Raw genomic sequence first — 18,853 nt, forward strand, 5'->3', positions numbered from 1 at the left:
GGTTCATTTGGTGCAGAATCCTGAACCCGTTAGAATGGAAGGACAGTACAATGAATTCAGCATCCTTTCCCTGAACAGGGAAGAATATCCCGGCGATACGTTCGTGGGGTTAAGTGCGGAAGGAGTCCTGTTTACGTACAATTTTGAAACAGGCCGAACCGAAACGAAACTGCTGCCGGTCCTCGCGGAAGCGGGAACGATTCATTCCACCGGAAGCGCCAACAATGGCACGATTTATATGTCCGGCTACACATCAACAGGCTACGCCATGTTTGATCCGGCAGAGCGCAAACTGACGCAATTTACGTCCAGAACCGTAGGGGCCGGCAATTATCTTTATCAAGGGGAAATGTTCATTCCTTACGGGGAGGATCAAGTATTGATCCCGGTATATCCCGGGGTCATTATGCATCAATTCGATCCCAAGAAGCCATGGAATTTGAAGGATACGTCGCAGCCGCTCAATCCGGTTCGGCTGTTCGGTCTGGATCAGGCAGGACCGGACAAACAGGAGCGGGCCTATGGGGGAGAGGTGATAACAAGGAACGGCAATGAAACCTTGGCGATTGTCACTACCCCGGCCAGGGATACCCGTACCGGACAGCTCGTTTTCTATACCACCGCCACCAAGAATGTAGAGAGGTATCAGCCCATTCTGAATCAGAGTCTGGTATCCATGGCTTATAAAGACGGGATGATCTATGGCGGCTCATCCGTATGGAACAGCTACGGCGATACGGAGGAAAACGAACCCGAAGCTAAAATGTTTATTTGGGATGTAGAGCAAAACGTCAAAGTCAAAGAGTTCGTGCCGGTTCCCGGTAAGAAAGCCGTTACCAAGCTCATAGTGGGACCGGACGGAAACATATGGGGATTTGCGGAAGGGAATCTGTTCATCTATGACATTGAGCGAGGAGAGGTGTTTTATAATGAACCGAAGTTTGACATTGCTTATTCCTCGATCACCTTCAGAGATGCCTTCCTGGAAATAGGTCCGGACGGCAATATATACGGCACCATTTCGGGCCGGTTATTTATGATTGATCCCGAGACCAAGAACGTTTACCTGATAGATCCGCGGGGGAAAAGATACTTGACCCAGGATAACCGGGGGAACTTGTTCATGATGGGGGAAGGGCAGCATCTGCTGCAGGTGGCGAGCAGTATGGCGTCAAGCGCCGATCTGATCAACGTTAAAGTCAACGGCGAATTTATTGAAGGCTTCGATCCGGATCAGTTGGAATACTCGATTACAATCAGCACAGGGGAAACGGAATCGGTGGTGCTGGAGCCGGTGGCCAAAGCAGGGGACGCCGCCCGGATTACACTAACGCCGGTCGGACAATTGCCGGGGACGGCGGAAATTCATGTCCAATCCGCAGACGGACTTCATGAGAAAATATACCGGCTGCATCTGTCTTCCGCCAACGCGGCCGGATTGCGATTGGACGCCGATACTTACCGGCTTCGGGTAGGAGAGAAGCACTCCACTGTGGTTTATGCAGTCTATGGGGATGGCCGGGAAATCGAGGTAACCGGGCTAAGTCAATTTAAATCCAGCCGGCCGACCGTTGCCGATGTAGATGAGAATGGGGTGGTGACCGCTTATTCTGCCGGAACGGCGCAGATTACCGCCCGCCATGGGGAACTGGAGACGGCTGCCACAGTGACCGTCACCGAATCGGGCGGGCCGAATCCGGAGCCTGTACTCCGTTCGATGGAGTTCCAAGCCAAGAAGTATAAACTGAGAATAGGAGAGCAGCAGAGGGCAGAGGTGATCGCCGTATATTCGGATGGCAGTCGATTGGAGATTACGGACAAAGTCGAATTTGTCAATCCTTCTCCCGAAGTCGCGGAGATCGATACGAATGGGGTTCTGACGGGGAAAGCCAAGGGGAAGACCCAAATTACAGCCCGTTACCAAACTTTGAGCGCAAGCGTGGAGGTCATGGTCAAAAAAGAAAAGTAGGACCGGTCGGATGATCTCCCCCCTCCAGGGGGAGATCATTGCTCAACCGGACGATCGGGCAAGTAAAGCATGGCGATTTCTTTCGTCTGCTTGTTCTTTTCGCTAATTTCCTTACGCCTTGGAATGGGCTCCCAGGTTTCGACCGGGTCCAGCCAAGTATCCGGGAGCGGGAGAGGGCTCTCCGGCTGCCACCGGGCCAACCATTCCGGAGCAAGAGGAGTAAGCGGTTTCGAAGATAGGGCGCTTGCCAACGGATGATCGGTCATGGTCAGCCAGAGCAAAGCCCAGGCCCTGGGCACAACGCGCCAAATATCATATCCGCCGCCGCCCAAAGCAATCCATCGGCCTCCGCAATATTTATGGGCGAGCTCGTGGATAAATTGCGGCATCTGCAGATAGATACTCATACTGCAATGGATATGGGCCTGCGGATCGAAGGCATGGGCGTCACAGCCATGCTGTGAAATGATCACGTCAGGACGAAAGCTCGCCACCGCCTTGCCAAGCACTTCCCGGAAACTGTCCATCCACGACTCGTCCTCGGTATAGGGCTCCACCGGCAGATTGATATTGGTGCCGAATCCGTCGCCATCGCCGCGTTCCTCCACAGGTCCGGTACCCGGATATAGATATTTGCCGGTCTCGTGAATGGAGAATGTACACACATCAGGGTCCGTATAGAAGGACCACTGCACACCGTCGCCATGATGCACGTCCGTGTCGATGTACATGACGCGGGCGTTGTACTTGCTGCGCAGATGCGCAATAGCTACGGAGGCGTCGTTATAAACGCAGAAGCCGCCACCCTTGTTCGGCATTGCATGATGCAGTCCTCCGCCCAGATGCAGGGCATGATCGGATTGACCCGACATTACCGTGTCCACCGCCTCCAGCGAGCCGCCGACCAGCAGCGAAGTGATCTCATGCATCCCGGGGAAGTAAGGGGTATCCTCATCCATCAAGCCCCAGCGGTCGGCCTCTCGGATTGCGTGTTCATCCGGATCCGGTCGGCTTAGAGCCTGGACCGCTTGGATATACTCGGAAAGATGCACCCGTTCAAGTTCCTCGATGGTAGCCTGTCTGGGAGGGACGATGGAGGCTGACGAAAGCGCTCCCGTTTTTATAAGCAGATCAACCGTCAATTCCAGCCGCTTCGGATTGAACGGATGATCATCGTTAAACCGGTATTGCAATTCCTCATTGCCAAAAATAAATTTTGCTCGACAACTCACAATAGTTCCCCCTAACGCCTAGTACATGAATCTTTGACGGAAACGGAGATGATCGAATTTCTCGATTGACTCCAGACTGACGTCTTTCCCAACGCGTACCATCAGGCAGTTGGCGGGATGCGAACATATTTCGGGATCGTCCGTAGCATACCATACCATATCTACCGATTTCATTAAATCTTCCATCATTTGCCTGTATTGCCATACATTAAGACCGCTGCGCTGGAGATCCCAATGCCAGTAATATTCGGTCGTAAAGACGATTACATTTTCCAATTGGCCGTCTTGAAAAGCAAGCCGGATAAGGCTTTTTCCCAAGCCTAATCCCCGGTAGTCATTAGCTACTTCGATAGCGCCGAGCTCGATCAGATCTTCCATGTTTCCTTCCGACCAACGCTCCATTTCATCCGGATAGTGGAAGGTCACGTAACCGACGATCGTCATTCCGTCCCGGGCCAGAATAATTCTGCCTTCCGGAAGGGAGGCGATTTCCACCAGTGCTTCCTGCTGATCCTTCGGGCGGCGGAAGGCATCGAGATCCGAGTGCATCGTATATTGGGAAATGATTTCCGGGGCAACAGGTCCTTCAATGACAATCTGCTTCCCGTCACGGTCCAAAGTAACCGAATGGTAATTTTTGATATGCTCCATAGGGCTTGCAGCTCCTTTTCGTGGCCTCTCTTTACTTATAACAAATTTTACAGTTTGTGAAAAGGAATACACCATGATGACAGGTTATGTTATAATGGAAATGTCATTAAGTTTTCATAATCTACATATGAAAGCGTTACATTTTGTTAAGGGAGGCAAGGAGACCATATGGAAGACCGCCAAGAAGTTTTGAAGGCAACCGCTGAACATTCCAATCTGGGAGACTATGAGAAAGCCAGGGAAAACTTCAGTTGGGAAGAAGTAGAGAAGTATTTTACCTGGCATGAAACTGGAAAAGTCAATATAGCTTATGAAGCGATAGATCGTCATGCCGAATCCTCCAGGAAGGATAAGGTGGCTTTAATTTATAGCGACGATCAGCGGGAAGAGTCCTACACCTTCGATGAGATGAAGAGAAAGAGTAATCAATTCGGGAACGTGCTTCGCAAATATGGAATCAAGAAGGGCGACAGGGTATTCGTCTTCATGCCGAGAACTCCTGAGCTGTACTTTGCCTTGCTTGGCTCCATCAAGATCGGGGCGATCGTCGGACCGCTCTTCGAAGCCTTCATGGAGCAGGCTGTGAGAGACCGGATGGAGGACAGCGGCGGAGTGGCCATTGTGACAACGCCTTCGCAGCTTCCGCGTGTACCGGTTAAAGACCTCCCGGAATTAAAGCATGTGATTATCGTGGGCGACGATCTGGAGCTGGAGCCCGGCCAGATTGATTTCCATAAGGAAATGGCTGCCGCATCGGAAGAATTGGAAATCGAGTGGGTAGACCGCGAGGATGGAACGCTCATACATTATACATCTGGTTCTACTGGAAAGCCGAAGGGCGTATTTCATGTTCATAACGCCATGATTCAGCATTATTATACCGGCAAGATCGTTCTTGATTTGCGTGAGGATGATGTCTACTGGTGTACAGCCGACCCGGGATGGGTAACGGGGACTTCCTATGGAATTTTTGCCCCTTGGCTTAACGGAGTGACCAACGTCATTCGCGGCGGCCGGTTCAGTCCGCAGAATTGGTACAATACGCTTCAGAAGTACAAGGTCACGGTATGGTACAGCGCTCCGACCGCCTTCCGCATGCTGATGGGTGCCGGTGATGAAATCGTTTCCCAATACGATCTGTCCGCTTTGCGCCATGTGCTAAGCGTCGGGGAGCCTCTGAATCCGGAAGTGGTCCGGTGGGGAATGAAGACGTACAAGCAGCGCATTCATGATACTTGGTGGATGACAGAAACGGGAGCCCATCTGATTTGTAACTATCCTTCCATGGATATCAAGCCGGGCTCGATGGGACGTCCGATTCCGGGTGTCGAAGCGGGAATTCTGGACGACTCGGGTAATTTGCTTCCTCCGAATCGCATGGGTAATCTGGCGATCAAGACCCCATGGCCTTCGATGATGAGGAAGATCTGGAACAATCCGGCCAAATTCGAAGAATATTTCCGCTTCCCTGGCTGGTATATTTCAGGAGATTCCGCATTTGTCGATGAAGACGGTTACTTCTGGTTCCAGGGCAGGGTGGATGACGTCATCATGACAGCCGGTGAACGCGTCGGGCCGTTCGAGGTCGAGAGCAAGCTGGTCGAGCATCCGGCGGTTGCGGAAGCCGGCGTCATCGGCAAGCCGGACCCGGTCCGTGGAGAGATCATCAAAGCCTTCATCTCGTTGAGAGACGGCTATGAGCCTTCCGATGAGCTTAAGCAGGACATTGCCAAGTTTGTCAAAGAAGGTCTGGCCGCCCACGCGGCGCCTCGGGAAATTGAATTTAAAGATAAGCTGCCGAAAACAAGAAGCGGTAAAATTATGCGCCGGGTCCTCAAAGCTTGGGAGCTTAATTTGCCGACAGGCGATTTATCCACCATCGAGGATTAATGCCAAGGAGGGAAGAATATTTTCCCCCTGCGCAATGAAAAAGGTACCGAGGCACGCTGGCTTCGGCTTAAACAAAAGCACCCCACGGATAATGATCCATGGGGTGCTTTGCTTGTACTTAGACCGGAAGGAAAGCCTTCCCGGTTGTTTCCTACCCATTAAGCAATTGGAAAAATGGCGCCTTTAAGCTCGCGCAATTAAACCGGATTAGCGGGGGGAGGATCGGTTCTCCCTAAGATTGACCAGGACACGATCAGGACCGCTCGGCTGGAGGCTTCCTCCCTTGGGTTCAATGCTGATCCAGATCCCCTCGGCTTCACGAACCTGATTTGTTCGCGCCGTATAGTATAAGGAGGCCCTTCCGTTAGCCAACTGGAGCAGGCCGCCGTTACGGCGATCGTCCGCCTTGACGATCCACACCTGGTAGTCGTGCTCCGGCAGGGGAGGCAAGCCCTCCACCTGGATGAACATCTCTCCGGACTCCGAGTTGATCCAGACATATCCGGTCACAGCGTCTTGGGCGGCCAATGGCACATAATAGAGAATAGTTCCCGGATGGGAGACAAGCTTCAGCTCAGGCAGAGTGGCAGGCATATCCCGGTTCTGCAGCCATGGGTCCGAATGCGGCCGGAAGATGCCGATATACAGCAGAATGACCGCAACCGCCGCCAACATTCCCGCACCCCATCTCTTGCGAAGGAGATTGGAGCGCACCATGCCTACAAACCAGTGCCAACGCAATCTTCGCTTGATTCTCGTCTTGGTTATGGAACGCGGCTGTTTCGCTCCGGAAGGCTGCAGCAAGGAGAACCACTCGTTATACAGCTTGCGGCAGCTTTCGCAGGAATGAATATGCTGCAGGGCTTCCCGTCCGGTCTGCTCATCCTGCCTTCCTTGCAGTAAATCTACCATAAGCTCTTCTTCTACACAGTTTTTCCCTCGTTTATTTTCCATCCCCGACACCTCCCGGCGGCTCCAGCCAGCCCATTTTTGTCAATTGCTTACGCAGGCTGGCAACACCGTAGCGAATCAGCGATTTGACTGTTCCGTGAGGCTTCTGCATAGCAGCGGCAAGCTGTTTTTGACTTTGTTCATGAAAGTACATTCCGATCACAGCGGCCCTCTGAGCTTCAGGAACCTGCCTTATAGCTTTATGAAGCGATTCCATCTGCCATTTGCGAATGACGTATTCCTCGGCCGACCGCTCCGCCGGAAACCAGGGAGAGGAGCTTTCCGCTGCGATTCCCCGCTGATTGCGGCGAATACGATCCAGGCATCGGCTCTTGGTCCTGACGGCGAGCCATGCCTCCATACTGCCTCGCTCGGGGTCGTATTGCTCCGCTTTGTTCACAATTTCCAGAAACAAATCTTGACATACATCCTCCGCATCCATCCGGTTTCCCGTTATTTTCAGAGCGATCTGGTAGATTAGCGGAACGTAGCTTTCATAGAAAAGTTCAAAGGCCTCAATAGAACCTTTACTCATTTCCTTCAGCAGAAGATGAGCCTCTTCATTGGACAAAGACACGTTAATCACCTTTCCGTCGCCATGTTTAATCGTTCTGAAGGACATATCGTAACCGTTTTCAATAAAAGCACGGCATTTCTTTCCAAACAGCGTCCTTAATTATTTATGTAGCAAAAATGACGCGGAAGGGGAAGAGCTTGATTGGATTTTAAGCTCCTTTTAATGAAATTTTTATCTTCTTTTCATAAATCCGATTGCGAAGTTCATTCGTAGGAAGATTGATACAAGAATAAAGGGGGAAGATTTCATGCTTTATAGTTGTATGAGGAAGATGCGTTGGGTCAGCATTATCTTAATGGCGGCGGTAGTTTGTCTGGGCTTCGGTGCCGGAGAGCTGTCGGCGGCGGGAGGGGTGACGCTGTATACTCCCTATACGGATATTTCGGTAACTCCGGGAACGACGATCAAGTACACCATCGATGTCATCAATGACAGCGGCAGTGTGCAGAATGTCGCGCTGCGTCTGGAGGATAACGGCGCAGGCTGGGAATACGGATTGACCTCCGGAGGCTGGAAGATCGGGCAAATCTCGGTGAAGCCTAACGATTCCCAGCAGGTCAATATGGAGCTGAATGTTCCGCTGCAAATTGATAAAGGGGACTATCAGTTCGTCCTGACGGCGGATGGCCTCGCCAGCTTGCCGTTGACCGTCCGCGTGTCCGAGCAGGGAACCTACCAGACAGAGCTGACTACAGAGCAGCCTAATATGGAGGGGCACGCCGAGTCTTCGTTCAGCTTCAGTTACACTTTAAGAAACCGTACAGCGGAGAAACAGGATTACGCTCTTACTACCCAAGCGCCGCGCGGGTGGAATGTGCAATTTAACGCGGATGGCAAGAGCGTGACATCGGTAACGGTCGAGCCCGGGGAGTCCAAGTCTTTAACCGTTGAAGTAAAACCGCCGGCCAACGTGCAGGAGGGAAGCTATAAAATTCCGATTTCGGCGGCTAACGGCAATACGGAGGCCAAATCCGAGATGGAAGTCGTCATTACCGGCACTTATAAAGTGAGCTTGAGTACGGAAAGCGGGTTGTTAAGCACTGAAGTGACGGCCGGCAGCAGCAGAAAGCTCGAGCTCAAGGTAACCAACGAAGGGACGGCGGATTTAACGGATCTGCAGCTCAGCGCCCAAGCGCCGGTGAATTGGGAAGTGACGTTCGAGCCCAAGACGATTACGAAATTGGAGGCGGGGCAGTCCACTACCGTAACGGCCGAGCTCAAGGCCGACAAGAAAGCTGTTGCCGGGGACTATGTCACCAACATGAAGGTAACCGCTCCGGAGGCATCCTCGGATGCGAGTTTCCGTGTAGCCGTTAAAGCCTCCGTGCTCTGGGGATGGATAGGGGTGCTGATTATCGCTGCGGTTATTGCGGGGATTTATTATTTGTTCCGCACTTACGGGAGGCGGTAGCCGATGAGTGAAGCCATTATCGAACTGGTGGATTTGACGAAGAAATACGGTGAGAAAACAGCGGTTAACCAGTTGAACCTGTCCATTAACAAAGGAGAAATATTTGGGCTTCTCGGCCCGAACGGGGCGGGCAAATCGACAACGATATTGATGATGATCGGTTTGTCGGAGCCAACCTCGGGCACGGTGAAGGTATGCGGCTTCAACTCAACCCGGCAGCCGATGATGGTCAAGAAGAGAGTCGGCTATTTGCCGGACGATGTGGGGTTCTATGATGATCTTTCCGCAAGGGAAAATTTAATTTATACCGCCAGGCTGAACAGAGTTTCCGCCGCGGAAGCCGCCGTCCGGGCGGATAGCCTTCTGGAACGGGTCGGCCTTAGTCATGCCAAGCGGCAGAAGGCGGGAACCTTCTCGCGAGGAATGAGGCAGAGGCTCGGGCTGGCGGACGTTCTGATCAAGCAGCCGGAGATCATTATATTGGATGAGCCGACCTTGGGAATCGACCCCGAGGGTGTCAGGGAATTTCTGGATTTAATCCGCACGCTCAGCCGTGATGAAGGATTGACCGTGCTGCTGTCTTCGCATCATCTTCATCAAGTGCAGCAAATTTGTGACCGTGTCGGTTTGTTCGTACAGGGGCGATTAATTGCTGAGGGAACGGTAGAGAGCTTGTCCCGAGAGCTGTTCGCGGGTGAACCGCTGCTAATTGAAGTAGAAGCGGATGCATTGACCGACGATATGGTGGAGGCCGTGCGGGGCATTGAGCATGTTCTGAGGGTGGAGCGAGAAGAACGGAGGCTTCGGCTCGGTTGTGCGCAGGATGTCAGTCCGCAAGTGGCCCGTACCCTTGTGGAGCAAGGAGCGGCTCTCACCGGTCTAACCAAAAAGCAGTACGGGCTGGACGAAATTTATCACCGCTATTTCGAAGGGAGTGATTCGAATGACAGGGAAGGTTCCAAGCTGGCAGGACTTAAAGCAAAAGCTGCACGCCAAGGCACTTGAATGGAGAAGGCCGCAACTCCGTACGGAGGCATCATCCGTGGAAAGTGGGAGGGGCCTCCCTGAAGGAGAACAAGCTTCCAAGGGGCATTCTTCAGCCGCGCATCCGTTCTGGGTCATAGTGCATAAGGAAATTGGCGATCACATTCGCAGCTGGCGGGTGGTCATCCTGCTTTCCCTAATGATCCTTACCTGCATAGGCTCCTTATATGCCGCACTGGATGAAGTCCGCTCTATCGCCCGCTCGGAGGCAGACGCGTCCTTCTTGTTCCTGAAGCTGTTTACCGAGCATAACGGAACCCTGCCCAATTTCATTACATTCGTCAGCTTCCTCGGACCGCTTCTGGGCATCGGGCTGGGCTTCGATGCGGTGAACTCGGAGCGGAGCAAGGGCACGTTAGGACGAATGATTTCGCAGCCGATATACCGGGATGATTTGCTGCTTGCCAAATTTACAGCCGGCTTTGCCTTGATTGCCATTCTCTTTATGTCTCTGGGATTAACCATGGTCGGCACAGGCCTGCTTGCTCTTGGCATTCCGCCGACGCCGGAAGAGTTCTGGCGCATCGTTATCTTTATGTTGATCGGGATTGTTTACGTCGGTTTCTGGCTGAATCTGTCGATTTTATTCTCTACCCGATTGCGTCAGGCGGCAACATCGGCCATCAGCAGCATCGCGGTATGGATTTTCTTCAGTGTATTCTTTAATATGATTGTCCAGCTTGTGGGGCGGGCCTTGGCTCCGGCCGGAAGCGCGAGAATAGACGATATTCTAAGCTATGCACGATCTATGCAGCTTCTTATGCGTCTTTCTCCAAGTCAATTATTCGATGAAGCTACAATGACCATGCTGGTTCCTTCGATCCGTTCGCTCGGTTTGTTAACTCCTGAACAGCAAATAGGGGCCATTCCGAGCCCGCTGCCGCTGGGGCAGAGCCTGCTTCTGGTATGGCCGCAGGTGACCGGCCTGATCGCGGCCACGATGGTTTGCTTTGGCATTGCCTATGCTTTATTCATGCGGCAGGAGATTCGCTCGAAGTAATAAAGCTTGCCAATAATTGCGGCAATAAATAAATCACGGCGTTCCCCTGGTGGGAAAACGCCGTGATTTTACTTTGGGCCGGTCTTGCGCGTCTTGCGCAGGCTGGCCGGACTGTGCCGACAGGCTATGATGGATTAAGACTCGAAGTGAACCGCTGCGGAAGGAGACGATTCTTTGCTGCCGTTCGAAGCGGTGACCCGATAATAACCTTCGAGTTCGGAAGCGTAATAGTTAAACTCCGTATCGCCCTTCGTCGAACCTATCTTTTGGAAAGGCCCATCTTCCTTCTCGCTGTAATAGACATTATATTGGCTGGCTTTATTGCCTTTCCAGGTAATTTGCAGCGCCTTTCCGTTCATCTTGGCCTTAACCCCGGAAGGGGGGCCCAGCTCTTCCCCTCCGTTGGAATTTCCTTTGACCTCGCTGTTATTCTGGCCTGAATCGCCGCCGGGCAGAATCAGATCGGGATTGATGCTGTCGTTGAACACGATTCTGCTTGGAGCGGACTCTTTTCCTTCGACATCCACTGCCGTGACGTAATATCCGCTGCCGAAGGAATAGGGCAGTCCGCTAAATACATTTTCCTCGCCGGCGATAACGACCTTGCCATTCATCCGTTCGAACGATTTAACCCCATCCGTCCGGTATATTCTGTAGCCTACGACATCGCTGCTGGCACTAGGAGCGAAGGATAGTGTGTTTGTATCGCCGCTTCGCGTAAAGACCAGATTCGTCGGAGGCTCAGGTGCCTTGCCGTCGCCTGCACGCGGATCGGTTTCGGTCGGAGCGTCCATACCGGCATCTTTAGGAATGTAGGCACTAAGCGACTTGCGCTTGTTCGCCGGCAGGGAAGAGCTGACTTCCTTGATCCGGTTCAAGATCGAAGCGATCGATTCGGGCCGCTTGATAACCACTTGTTCCTTCAGCATGTCATCCGGCGTAGCCGGGTTGGGCAGATAGTTCACCCCGTTATACGTAATATATTTCATTTTGACCAGAACATCGTCCACTTCCGTAGGAACATACTTGCGATTGAACAGATCGGTAACCAGATGTCCGGTGCTTCTCGTCAAATCGCTTGGCAGCTTGCCGGACAGATTGGAGACCGTCATCTCCACTATGTCATCGGGCCGCTCGAATTTGTCGGTTTTGAACAGCTCGGGCTTCTTCTCGTAAGCAGCATCCATGACAAGAGACCATACTTTCATGGCATGCATCGTGCTTCCGTTCTTGCTGCTGAGCTTATATTTGGGCTCGCTGTATCCGGCCCAGACTCCGACGGTTATATCGGGAGAATATCCGACAAACCAGGCATCTCCATCCTCATTCGTCGAACCGGTTTTACCGGAAATCGGGAATTTCCCGTAGTTTTTAAGATACGTTTTGATGTTCTTCCCGGTTCCGGAAGTGATGACGGTACGCAGCATGTCGGTCATTAAATAAGCGGTCTGCTCCGAGAACACCTGCGTCGGTTCATGCTTGTGCTCGTAGATGATTTTGCCGTCGGCACTTTCAATCTTGCGAATCATGTAGGCGTCATTGAAGGCGCCTTTGTTGGGAATGGCCGTATAGGCGTTCGTCATTTCCTCTACGGATACTCCTTTGTACATACCGCCGATGACTCCGGTCTGAGAGTAGTTATCTTCCTCCGTAATGGAGGTGATGCCGAGCTGTCTGGCGAAATTCCACGCTTCCTCAATTCCCACTTCATTCAGGAACAGCTTGATAGCCGGGATGTTATAAGATTGATTCAATGCTTCTCTGGCCGTAATCAAGCCTTGGAAGCGGTGGTTCCAGTTCTCCGGAATATGCCACCCGCTGTTTCCGTTCTTCAGAACGACGGGAGAGTCATCTATGACACCGCCTGGCTGAATGGCTCCCTTCTCCAATGCAGGCAGGTAAGCGGCGATCGGCTTCATCGTCGATCCCGGCTGCCGGTAAGCTTGCGTAGCATGGTTGAAGGAGCCTGACCGGCCTTCGATCATACCGAGAATCGCTCCGTCCTCATTATTGATCATAATGGCGCCGATTTGCTCCACTCCGGCCTCCGGATGATCGGGCAGGAAGTGAGACGGTTCATTGGCAATCGCCTGCATGGCATCATATAACGTCTTGTCGATCGTCGTATAAACTTTATATCCCCCGCGGAACAGCTCCTGCTGGGTTTCTTTATACGCTTCCTGATACGCTTCTTTATTTTCCTCCTTCTTCTCCAGCACTTCAGGATACTTTACAGAGAGGAGAGCTTCCGTCGCTTTTTTCTCGACCTCGATCATCAGGTTAGGATAAGTGGTATAAGCTTTCTCCTGAGGCTCAGACAAGCTGTCCCGCAGGTTGAAGCTCAGAGCCTCCTGATATTCCTCCTCGGTAATTTTCTCCGTTTCCAACATCCGCTTCAGCACCCAATGCTGACGCTCGACCGCCCGGTTGAAGCCGGGTTCGTCAAATTCTCCGTTCCCCTTGAAGGCGGAGTAGCTGCTGGGGAGCTGAGGGAGGCCTGCCAAATAGGCGGACTGAGCCAAATTCAGTTCATTCAGATTATCGATGCCGAAAATTCCTTTAGCCGCCGCTTTGATGCCGTGAACGTTATACCCGTTGGCCCCTGTTCCGAACGGTACTTTGTTCAAATAGGCGGTGATGATCTGTTCCTTCGTCATTATTCGTTCGATTCGGACGGACAGCAAAATTTCCTTGACCTTACGGCTCAATTCGCGGTCCATGCTGAGGAACACCCGTCTGGCCAACTGCTGGGTAATAGTGCTTCCTCCGGTTTGGATAGGCTCGTTAAACACTTTCTGTTTGACGGCGCGGAAGACACCCTTGACATCGAAGCCCATATGTTCGTAAAAATTGGAATCCTCTACAGCGACTAATGCTTCCATGACCAGCTTGGGGATTTCGTCATAGGTGGCCATTCTGCGATCTTCATCCGACCGGAGCTGTCCCAGCTCCATATCATCGTTAAAATAGACAAAGCCAGTCATCGCATTTTCTTCCATCTTGGCCAATATTTCTTCCTTGCTTCGGACAGGATCGTCCTTCACAAGGGCGGATGTGTAGCCAAAAATGGCGCCCGCAGCCAGAAAGCCGCAAACCAGAATGGTGATGAAGGTCCATTTGAAGGTTAGCCAAGTATAGCGGCCTATATTTCTGACTACCTTATGACTGAAGAATGATTGCAATCGCTTAAGCATAAAAGCACAACAACCCCGTTCCCATATGTAAAATAAACAAAACTATTATATCATAATTGTTCGTATCGTGGCAGAAAAGCACGAAAAGTGCAGTGAGACCGATACAAATTGTCGATTAGAGGCTAAATCCCAAAGGCAGGGGAGGGAGGGAAGAATGTAATCGGCAGCGGTATTCCGCAGGGGGACATTCGAGTCCGGTCGACATCCAGCAGTCGTTGAATTGTGGAAAGGATGATGGTGTCGGCGGTAAGGTCTAATACTTTGTATAGTATCCATGAAAATGTTACGGACACGAGGAGGCTGTGGAAAGTCTAACAGCGAAAATGTAACGGACCTGGGAGACTCTATTTCGTCTAAATAGGCGATTTTTTTAGACGGACACAGATGCTCTTATTGCTTGGAATTCTCATACTTTCGCAAGCATTTCTTAGAATAAGGTCATCCGAGTCCATTAAAATTTACAGAAAGGCCCTTCTGGAGCAAATAAGGTCTCCAGGGTCCGTTAAAACCAAAACCGTGCAGGTTTAGCATATATTTGAGTCCAAGTTTACGCAGCGGGCGCGATTTCAAATAAAAATCCCGGACATGTGTCCGGGATTGTGGATTCAAGTGATTAACGGCTGTAGAACTCGACGATTTGCTTCTCGTCAACGTCCTGGGACAGCTCGGAACGCTCAGGCAAACGGATGTATTTACCTTCCAGAGCCTGCTCGTTGAATTCGAGGTAAGCAGGAACATGGTTGCGGTTCTCGAGAGCTCCCTTGATGGAGGAGAGGCCGCGGCTTCTTTCACGAAGGCCGATGACTTGACCTACGCTCACCATGTAGGAAGGAATGTCGACTTTCTTGCCGTCAACTGTGATGTGGCCGTGGGATACCAATTGACGTGCGCCTGCACGGGAATTGGCGAATCCAAGACGATAAACCAGGTTATCCAGACGGCTTTCCAGCAGGATCATGAAGTTCTCACCGGAAATCCCCTTCATCTTGGTAGCTTTATCGAACAGATTGCGGAATTGCTTCTCGCTCAGTCCGTACATGTGACGAAGCTTCTGCTTCTCTTGAAGCTGCATTCCGTAACCGCTGATCTTTCTTCTCATTCCCGGACCATGCTGTCCCGGAGGAAAAGGACGCTTGCTTAATTCCTTGCCTGTGCCGCTAAGGGAGATGCCAAGACGGCGGCTCAATTTAAACTTAGGACCTGTGTAACGTGCCATGTATTAGATTGCTCCTTTAATGTTAATTAAATTATTCATCAAAAATCAAAGTCTAGTTGTTGGATCGTCCGGTCTACAGATTGACGTTATGCCTGGCTTTGTTTGTCGCGGGGCTTAAGCCGGCCGCTCTGACACGAAAAGTTCAGCCGCTGTCCTGTCAGCAACAAAACCAGTGAGGGTGTTCATAACTTGAATCTGTCGGTACGAAGAGAGGACAACATCCACTCAACTTCTAATTCTATAGGAATTGGCAATTCTATGTCAAGTGCTATTATTAAGTGTTTCAGATTAAGAGTCCAATCGACTAGAAACCAGGATATGACGGCTCCGATCTCATAAACTCAGAGAATGCCACGCACGGCATAAACTGACTCGCAGGGGAGAACCCTAAAGTCATCAATACAACTAAAGGAGGGAGCCGGGAAGCATGGCCTGAAGGCTGGGTAAGCCAGTCTATACGTAGATACAAAGAATTCGTTCGGGTCATGAATCTCCTTGCGCATTTCATTGATGAAACGAATGGGGCATATTCTAATTTTATGGTGTCTGGCGGCGATGCTGGCGTCATGCAGCAACTGGGCGACCCCGGAGCCGGAGGCTCTGCTTGATAATGTGCTGGCGAATATGGAGGGGCTCGCAGGGCTTGCCTATGAGGGAAGGTCCGAGGTCCAAATAGCGGGGATGTCGGTAGCCGTAAGCACCTTCTCTCAATCCGCCGACGGCAGCGGTCGTCTTGCAGTGAACGCGCAGGGGGGAGGACGCGCGTTAGACCCTGTGGACCTTATTGACGGGCTGGGCAAAGCACGCAAGAACGTGCGCTTGGAAATGGCGACAGGAAGGGGGCCGGCTCTTGTGGTAGAGACGGATGCCGAGCAATGGACCCGATTGATTCGTCAGCAATGGGAGAAGCGTCTCGCTGAGATTATAGAACAGCAGGCCGGCCGGTCCGCTCAATACCGTCAGGTGATAGGGGTAGAGAAAGCGGCACAATTGGATAAGGAAATTGCCGGACGCATCCAGGAAGAGAAGGCCAGACTGGAGCAATTATCATCATCGCTGTCCGCCCAGGGCAACTGCCGGATCTGGATTGATCTTCCGAGCCAACGGGCCAAGGAGTTGGAGGTTAAGACCCGTCTAAACTATTCGGCACAAGGGGCCGGACAGGAGGAGACCGTGCGGTCGCATTATATTTTCAGCACGCCTCTTGACTGATGCTTAAGTTCGGCTGGAGAGCGCGGCCGATTAAATTTGTCTTGATCCTGTTTAGGAAAACGGGTAGAAGAAGCCGAATGGATTCGGGCGGAATGGATTTTCCTCCGTAATCTAACATGATACAATGATAAGGAAGCTGCGAGAGGAGTTCCCCCATTGAAAAAAACAACGAAGCCTGCCGGTTGGATCAAATATACCCTTATCGCCGTTATTATACTGGCGCTCGTCCTGTTGTTAAGCTATCCGTATTGGAGGGGCAAGCTGCCGGAAATTACCGTAGAGCAGTTGTCGCAGTATATCCTTTCCTTCGGGGCATGGGCGTTTATATTCGGGATGCTCGCTGTGCTGCTGCAAACGATCATTCCCGTTGTCCCGTTCGTGCTGATCGCGGGCGCCAATGTCCTTATTTTCGGATTATGGTGGGGATTTGTCATCAATTATGTCATGTCCATTGTCGGAGCGGCGCTTACCTTCTGGTTCGCCCGGTCCGTAGGACAGCAGAAGGTTCTGGACAGACTGGAGAAGTATCCGGCGGCAGCGGCCTTCAACAAGCGGCTGGAAAGCAACGGATACTTTTACATCTTCATCGGGCGTCTTCTTCCTGTCGTTCCCTCCACTTTGATTAACATCGGAGCGGGAGCGATGGGAGTCAAGGCCAGCCATTTCCTGGCGGCGACAATTGTCGGCAAATTGCCGATGATCCTGCTGGAAAGCTATATAGGCCACGATGTCATGCATTTCCGGCAGAATAAGGGAAGACTGCTTATATTGGTAGGGATTTTTGTAATCCTGCTGATTATTGGCGGCTGGCTTAAAAAGAGGATAGCTCATAAATCGGCAACTTAAGGAGGAATGATGAATGAGAGACCCACGATTACAGACGCTGGCCCGCAATTTGGTGAACTATTCCATGCAGGTGCAGCCCGGGGACAAGGTACTGATCGATATGCAGGGCTCTGAAAGAGAGATTGTAAACTGCCTGATCGAAGAGGTTTACAAAAGTGGAGGGTTTCCGTTCGTGGAGCTGAATGACAGACGGGTGCTCAGGTCTCTACTAATGTCCGCCACACAGGAACAGATGGAGCTGTGGGGACAGATGGATCTGAAACGTATGTCGGAGATGCAGTGCTATGTCGCCATCCGCTCCGGAGAGAATGTGAACGAGCTGGCCGATGTTCCCGATGACAAGATGAAGCTATATGACCGGTACTACCGGAAGCAGGTTCATCTGGAGCAGCGGGTGAAGCATACGCGCTGGGTCGTCTTGCGTTATCCCAACGAATCCATGGCTCAGTTGGCGAATACGAGCACCGAGGCCTTCGAAAATTTCTATTTCAACGTCTGCAATCTGGATTATTCGAAAATGGACCGGGCGATGGACCCGCTGCAGAAGCTCATGGACCGGACCGACAAGGTCAGGATCGTTGCTCCCGGTACGGATCTGACTTTCTCGATCAAGGGCATTCCTTCCGTCAAGTGCTCCGGGCACCGCAACATTCCTGACGGAGAACTGTATACAGCACCGGTCCATGATTCGGTCAACGGTGTTATCAGCTATAACACTCCGTCGGTTTATCAAGGAACGACCTTCGAGAATATCCGTTTTGTCTTCGAGAATGGCCGGATTGTAGAGGCGACAAGCAGCGATACCCGCAAAATTAACGATATATTGGATACGGATGAGGGAGCCAGATACATTGGCGAGTTCAGCCTGGGCTTCAATCCCTACATACTTCATCCGATGAAGGATACCCTGTTTGACGAGAAAATCGCGGGAAGCCTTCATTTTACCCCCGGCCAGGCTTATAAGGAAGCGGATAACGGAAATCGTTCCTCCATCCATTGGGATATTGTGCTTATCCAGCGGCCGGAATACGGCGGAGGGGAAATTTATTTCGATGATGTGCTTATTCGCAAGGACGGAAGGTTTGTCATCAAGGAGCTCGAAGGGCTTAATCCGGAAAATCTGAAATGACCGCCTGATGAAAACGTTTTTAAATGAGTAAAAAAGAACCTTGCACCCTACTTGTTTCCAATGTATCATTACAATGAAAGCAATGATGATACTATATTTGGAGGGATAGCAATGGCTAATTCGAGCAATGCCGCTGTCGTCGATATTTCCCAGACGGCTAACAAGTTTCGCTCTTCCATCGTTCTGCAATATGAGAACAAATACATCGACGTTAAAAGTATATTAGGTCTGTTTACTACCCTGACCTCTTCGGGAAAATATACGCTTCATGTACATGGTCCCGATGCGGACGAAGCCTTGAAGAGTATGCAGGAAGTATTCGCAAAGCATAACCTTGCGGTTCAAATAGCCGAAGAATAAGGTTCGTCCGTGCCAAAAGTATTCCCTGAACCGGGGAATACTTTTTTTCATAGGCAGGCAGGCTGTAGAGCGGAAGGAATATTTTGTTCGGGGATGCATGACTTAAGAAGGCGCTGAATCTCTTGTAACTTGTTATGTTTTCGTCTAATATAGTGCTTAGGAGCTTTATCG

15 protein-coding genes are annotated in these 18,853 nt (G+C 51.4%); 9 read left to right on the top strand and 6 right to left on the bottom strand.

Annotated features, from left to right (window positions below):
- The first annotated feature begins 10 nt into the window (after positions 1-10).
- Positions 11-1,969, top strand: a complete 1,959-nt coding sequence (locus tag ACTHRH_RS12960; protein WP_440415871.1) for an Ig-like domain-containing protein — start codon at positions 11-13, stop codon at positions 1,967-1,969.
- Positions 1,970-2,004: 35 nt separating this feature from the next.
- Here ACTHRH_RS12960 and ACTHRH_RS12965 read toward each other — a convergent pair whose 3' ends face one another.
- Together ACTHRH_RS12965 and ACTHRH_RS12970 are read right to left on the bottom strand one after the other, a co-directional pair.
- On the bottom strand, positions 2,005-3,201 hold the full coding sequence (locus ACTHRH_RS12965; protein ID WP_440415873.1) for an acetoin utilization protein AcuC: 1,197 nt from the start codon (positions 3,199-3,201) through the stop codon (positions 2,005-2,007).
- An 18-nt stretch (positions 3,202-3,219) separates the two neighbouring features.
- Positions 3,220-3,852: a GNAT family N-acetyltransferase gene (locus ACTHRH_RS12970; RefSeq protein WP_144933594.1), complete on the bottom strand. Its 633-nt coding sequence runs from the start codon at positions 3,850-3,852 to the stop codon at positions 3,220-3,222.
- A gap of 168 nt (positions 3,853-4,020) precedes the next feature.
- Between ACTHRH_RS12970 and acsA the strand changes: the two genes are divergently transcribed.
- The gene (gene acsA / locus ACTHRH_RS12975; protein WP_144933593.1) at positions 4,021-5,742 is read left to right on the top strand and encodes an acetate--CoA ligase; all 1,722 of its coding nucleotides are present in this window, start codon (positions 4,021-4,023) and stop codon (positions 5,740-5,742) included.
- A gap of 207 nt (positions 5,743-5,949) precedes the next feature.
- Here the strand turns inward: acsA and ACTHRH_RS12980 are convergent, their stop codons facing one another.
- Positions 5,950-6,696 carry an anti-sigma factor gene (locus ACTHRH_RS12980; protein WP_144933592.1) on the bottom strand — a complete coding sequence of 249 codons (747 nt, stop codon included), beginning with the start codon at positions 6,694-6,696 and terminating at the stop codon, positions 5,950-5,952.
- Entirely contained in the window at positions 6,686-7,270 is a 585-nt protein-coding gene (locus ACTHRH_RS12985; RefSeq protein ID WP_186328217.1) for an RNA polymerase sigma factor, read from the bottom strand. The genes ACTHRH_RS12980 and ACTHRH_RS12985 overlap by 11 nt, the downstream gene beginning before the upstream one ends.
- 247 nt (positions 7,271-7,517) lie before the next feature.
- Here ACTHRH_RS12985 and ACTHRH_RS12990 point away from each other — a divergent pair, with 247 nt between their 5' ends.
- The 3 genes from ACTHRH_RS12990 to ACTHRH_RS13000 are packed head-to-tail and all read left to right on the top strand — an operon-like array spanning position 7,518 to position 10,725.
- A complete protein-coding gene (locus tag ACTHRH_RS12990; protein WP_144933590.1) occupies positions 7,518-8,681 on the top strand; it encodes a COG1470 family protein in 1,164 nt (387 codons plus the stop codon).
- A gap of 3 nt (positions 8,682-8,684) precedes the next feature.
- Complete coding sequence (locus ACTHRH_RS12995; RefSeq protein WP_144933589.1) at positions 8,685-9,686, top strand: ABC transporter ATP-binding protein; 1,002 nt, start codon at positions 8,685-8,687, stop codon at positions 9,684-9,686.
- A gap of 37 nt (positions 9,687-9,723) precedes the next feature.
- Entirely contained in the window at positions 9,724-10,725 is a 1,002-nt protein-coding gene (locus tag ACTHRH_RS13000; protein ID WP_225312633.1) for an ABC transporter permease, read from the top strand.
- Between the two features lie 134 nt (positions 10,726-10,859).
- On the opposite strand, the gene ACTHRH_RS13005 is transcribed toward ACTHRH_RS13000, so the two are convergent.
- Positions 10,860-13,919 (bottom strand): transglycosylase domain-containing protein, encoded by a 3,060-nt coding sequence (locus ACTHRH_RS13005; protein WP_379285425.1) that lies wholly within the window; start codon positions 13,917-13,919, stop codon positions 10,860-10,862.
- Positions 13,920-14,532: 613 nt separating this feature from the next.
- Positions 14,533-15,135: a 30S ribosomal protein S4 gene (rpsD, locus tag ACTHRH_RS13010; protein ID WP_144933586.1), complete on the bottom strand. Its 603-nt coding sequence runs from the start codon at positions 15,133-15,135 to the stop codon at positions 14,533-14,535.
- Between the two features lie 519 nt (positions 15,136-15,654).
- Here rpsD and ACTHRH_RS13015 point away from each other — a divergent pair.
- From ACTHRH_RS13015 to ACTHRH_RS13030, 4 genes are all read left to right on the top strand, one after another.
- The gene (locus tag ACTHRH_RS13015; RefSeq protein ID WP_144933585.1) at positions 15,655-16,347 is read left to right on the top strand and encodes a hypothetical protein; all 693 of its coding nucleotides are present in this window, start codon (positions 15,655-15,657) and stop codon (positions 16,345-16,347) included.
- A 156-nt stretch (positions 16,348-16,503) separates the two neighbouring features.
- Positions 16,504-17,193, top strand: coding sequence for a TVP38/TMEM64 family protein (locus ACTHRH_RS13020; protein WP_379285420.1), 690 nt, complete (start codon positions 16,504-16,506; stop codon positions 17,191-17,193).
- Positions 17,194-17,206: 13 nt separating this feature from the next.
- Complete coding sequence (locus ACTHRH_RS13025; protein ID WP_440415879.1) at positions 17,207-18,322, top strand: aminopeptidase; 1,116 nt, start codon at positions 17,207-17,209, stop codon at positions 18,320-18,322.
- Between the two features lie 111 nt (positions 18,323-18,433).
- The gene (locus ACTHRH_RS13030) at positions 18,434-18,682 is read left to right on the top strand and encodes an HPr family phosphocarrier protein (protein WP_144933582.1); all 249 of its coding nucleotides are present in this window, start codon (positions 18,434-18,436) and stop codon (positions 18,680-18,682) included.
- The last annotated feature ends 171 nt before the right edge of the window (positions 18,683-18,853 follow it).

Origin of the sequence: Paenibacillus sp. SAFN-117 (genome assembly GCF_051966115.1) — a bacterium.
Taxonomy (GTDB): Bacteria; Bacillota; Bacilli; order Paenibacillales; family NBRC-103111; genus Paenibacillus_L; species Paenibacillus_L residui.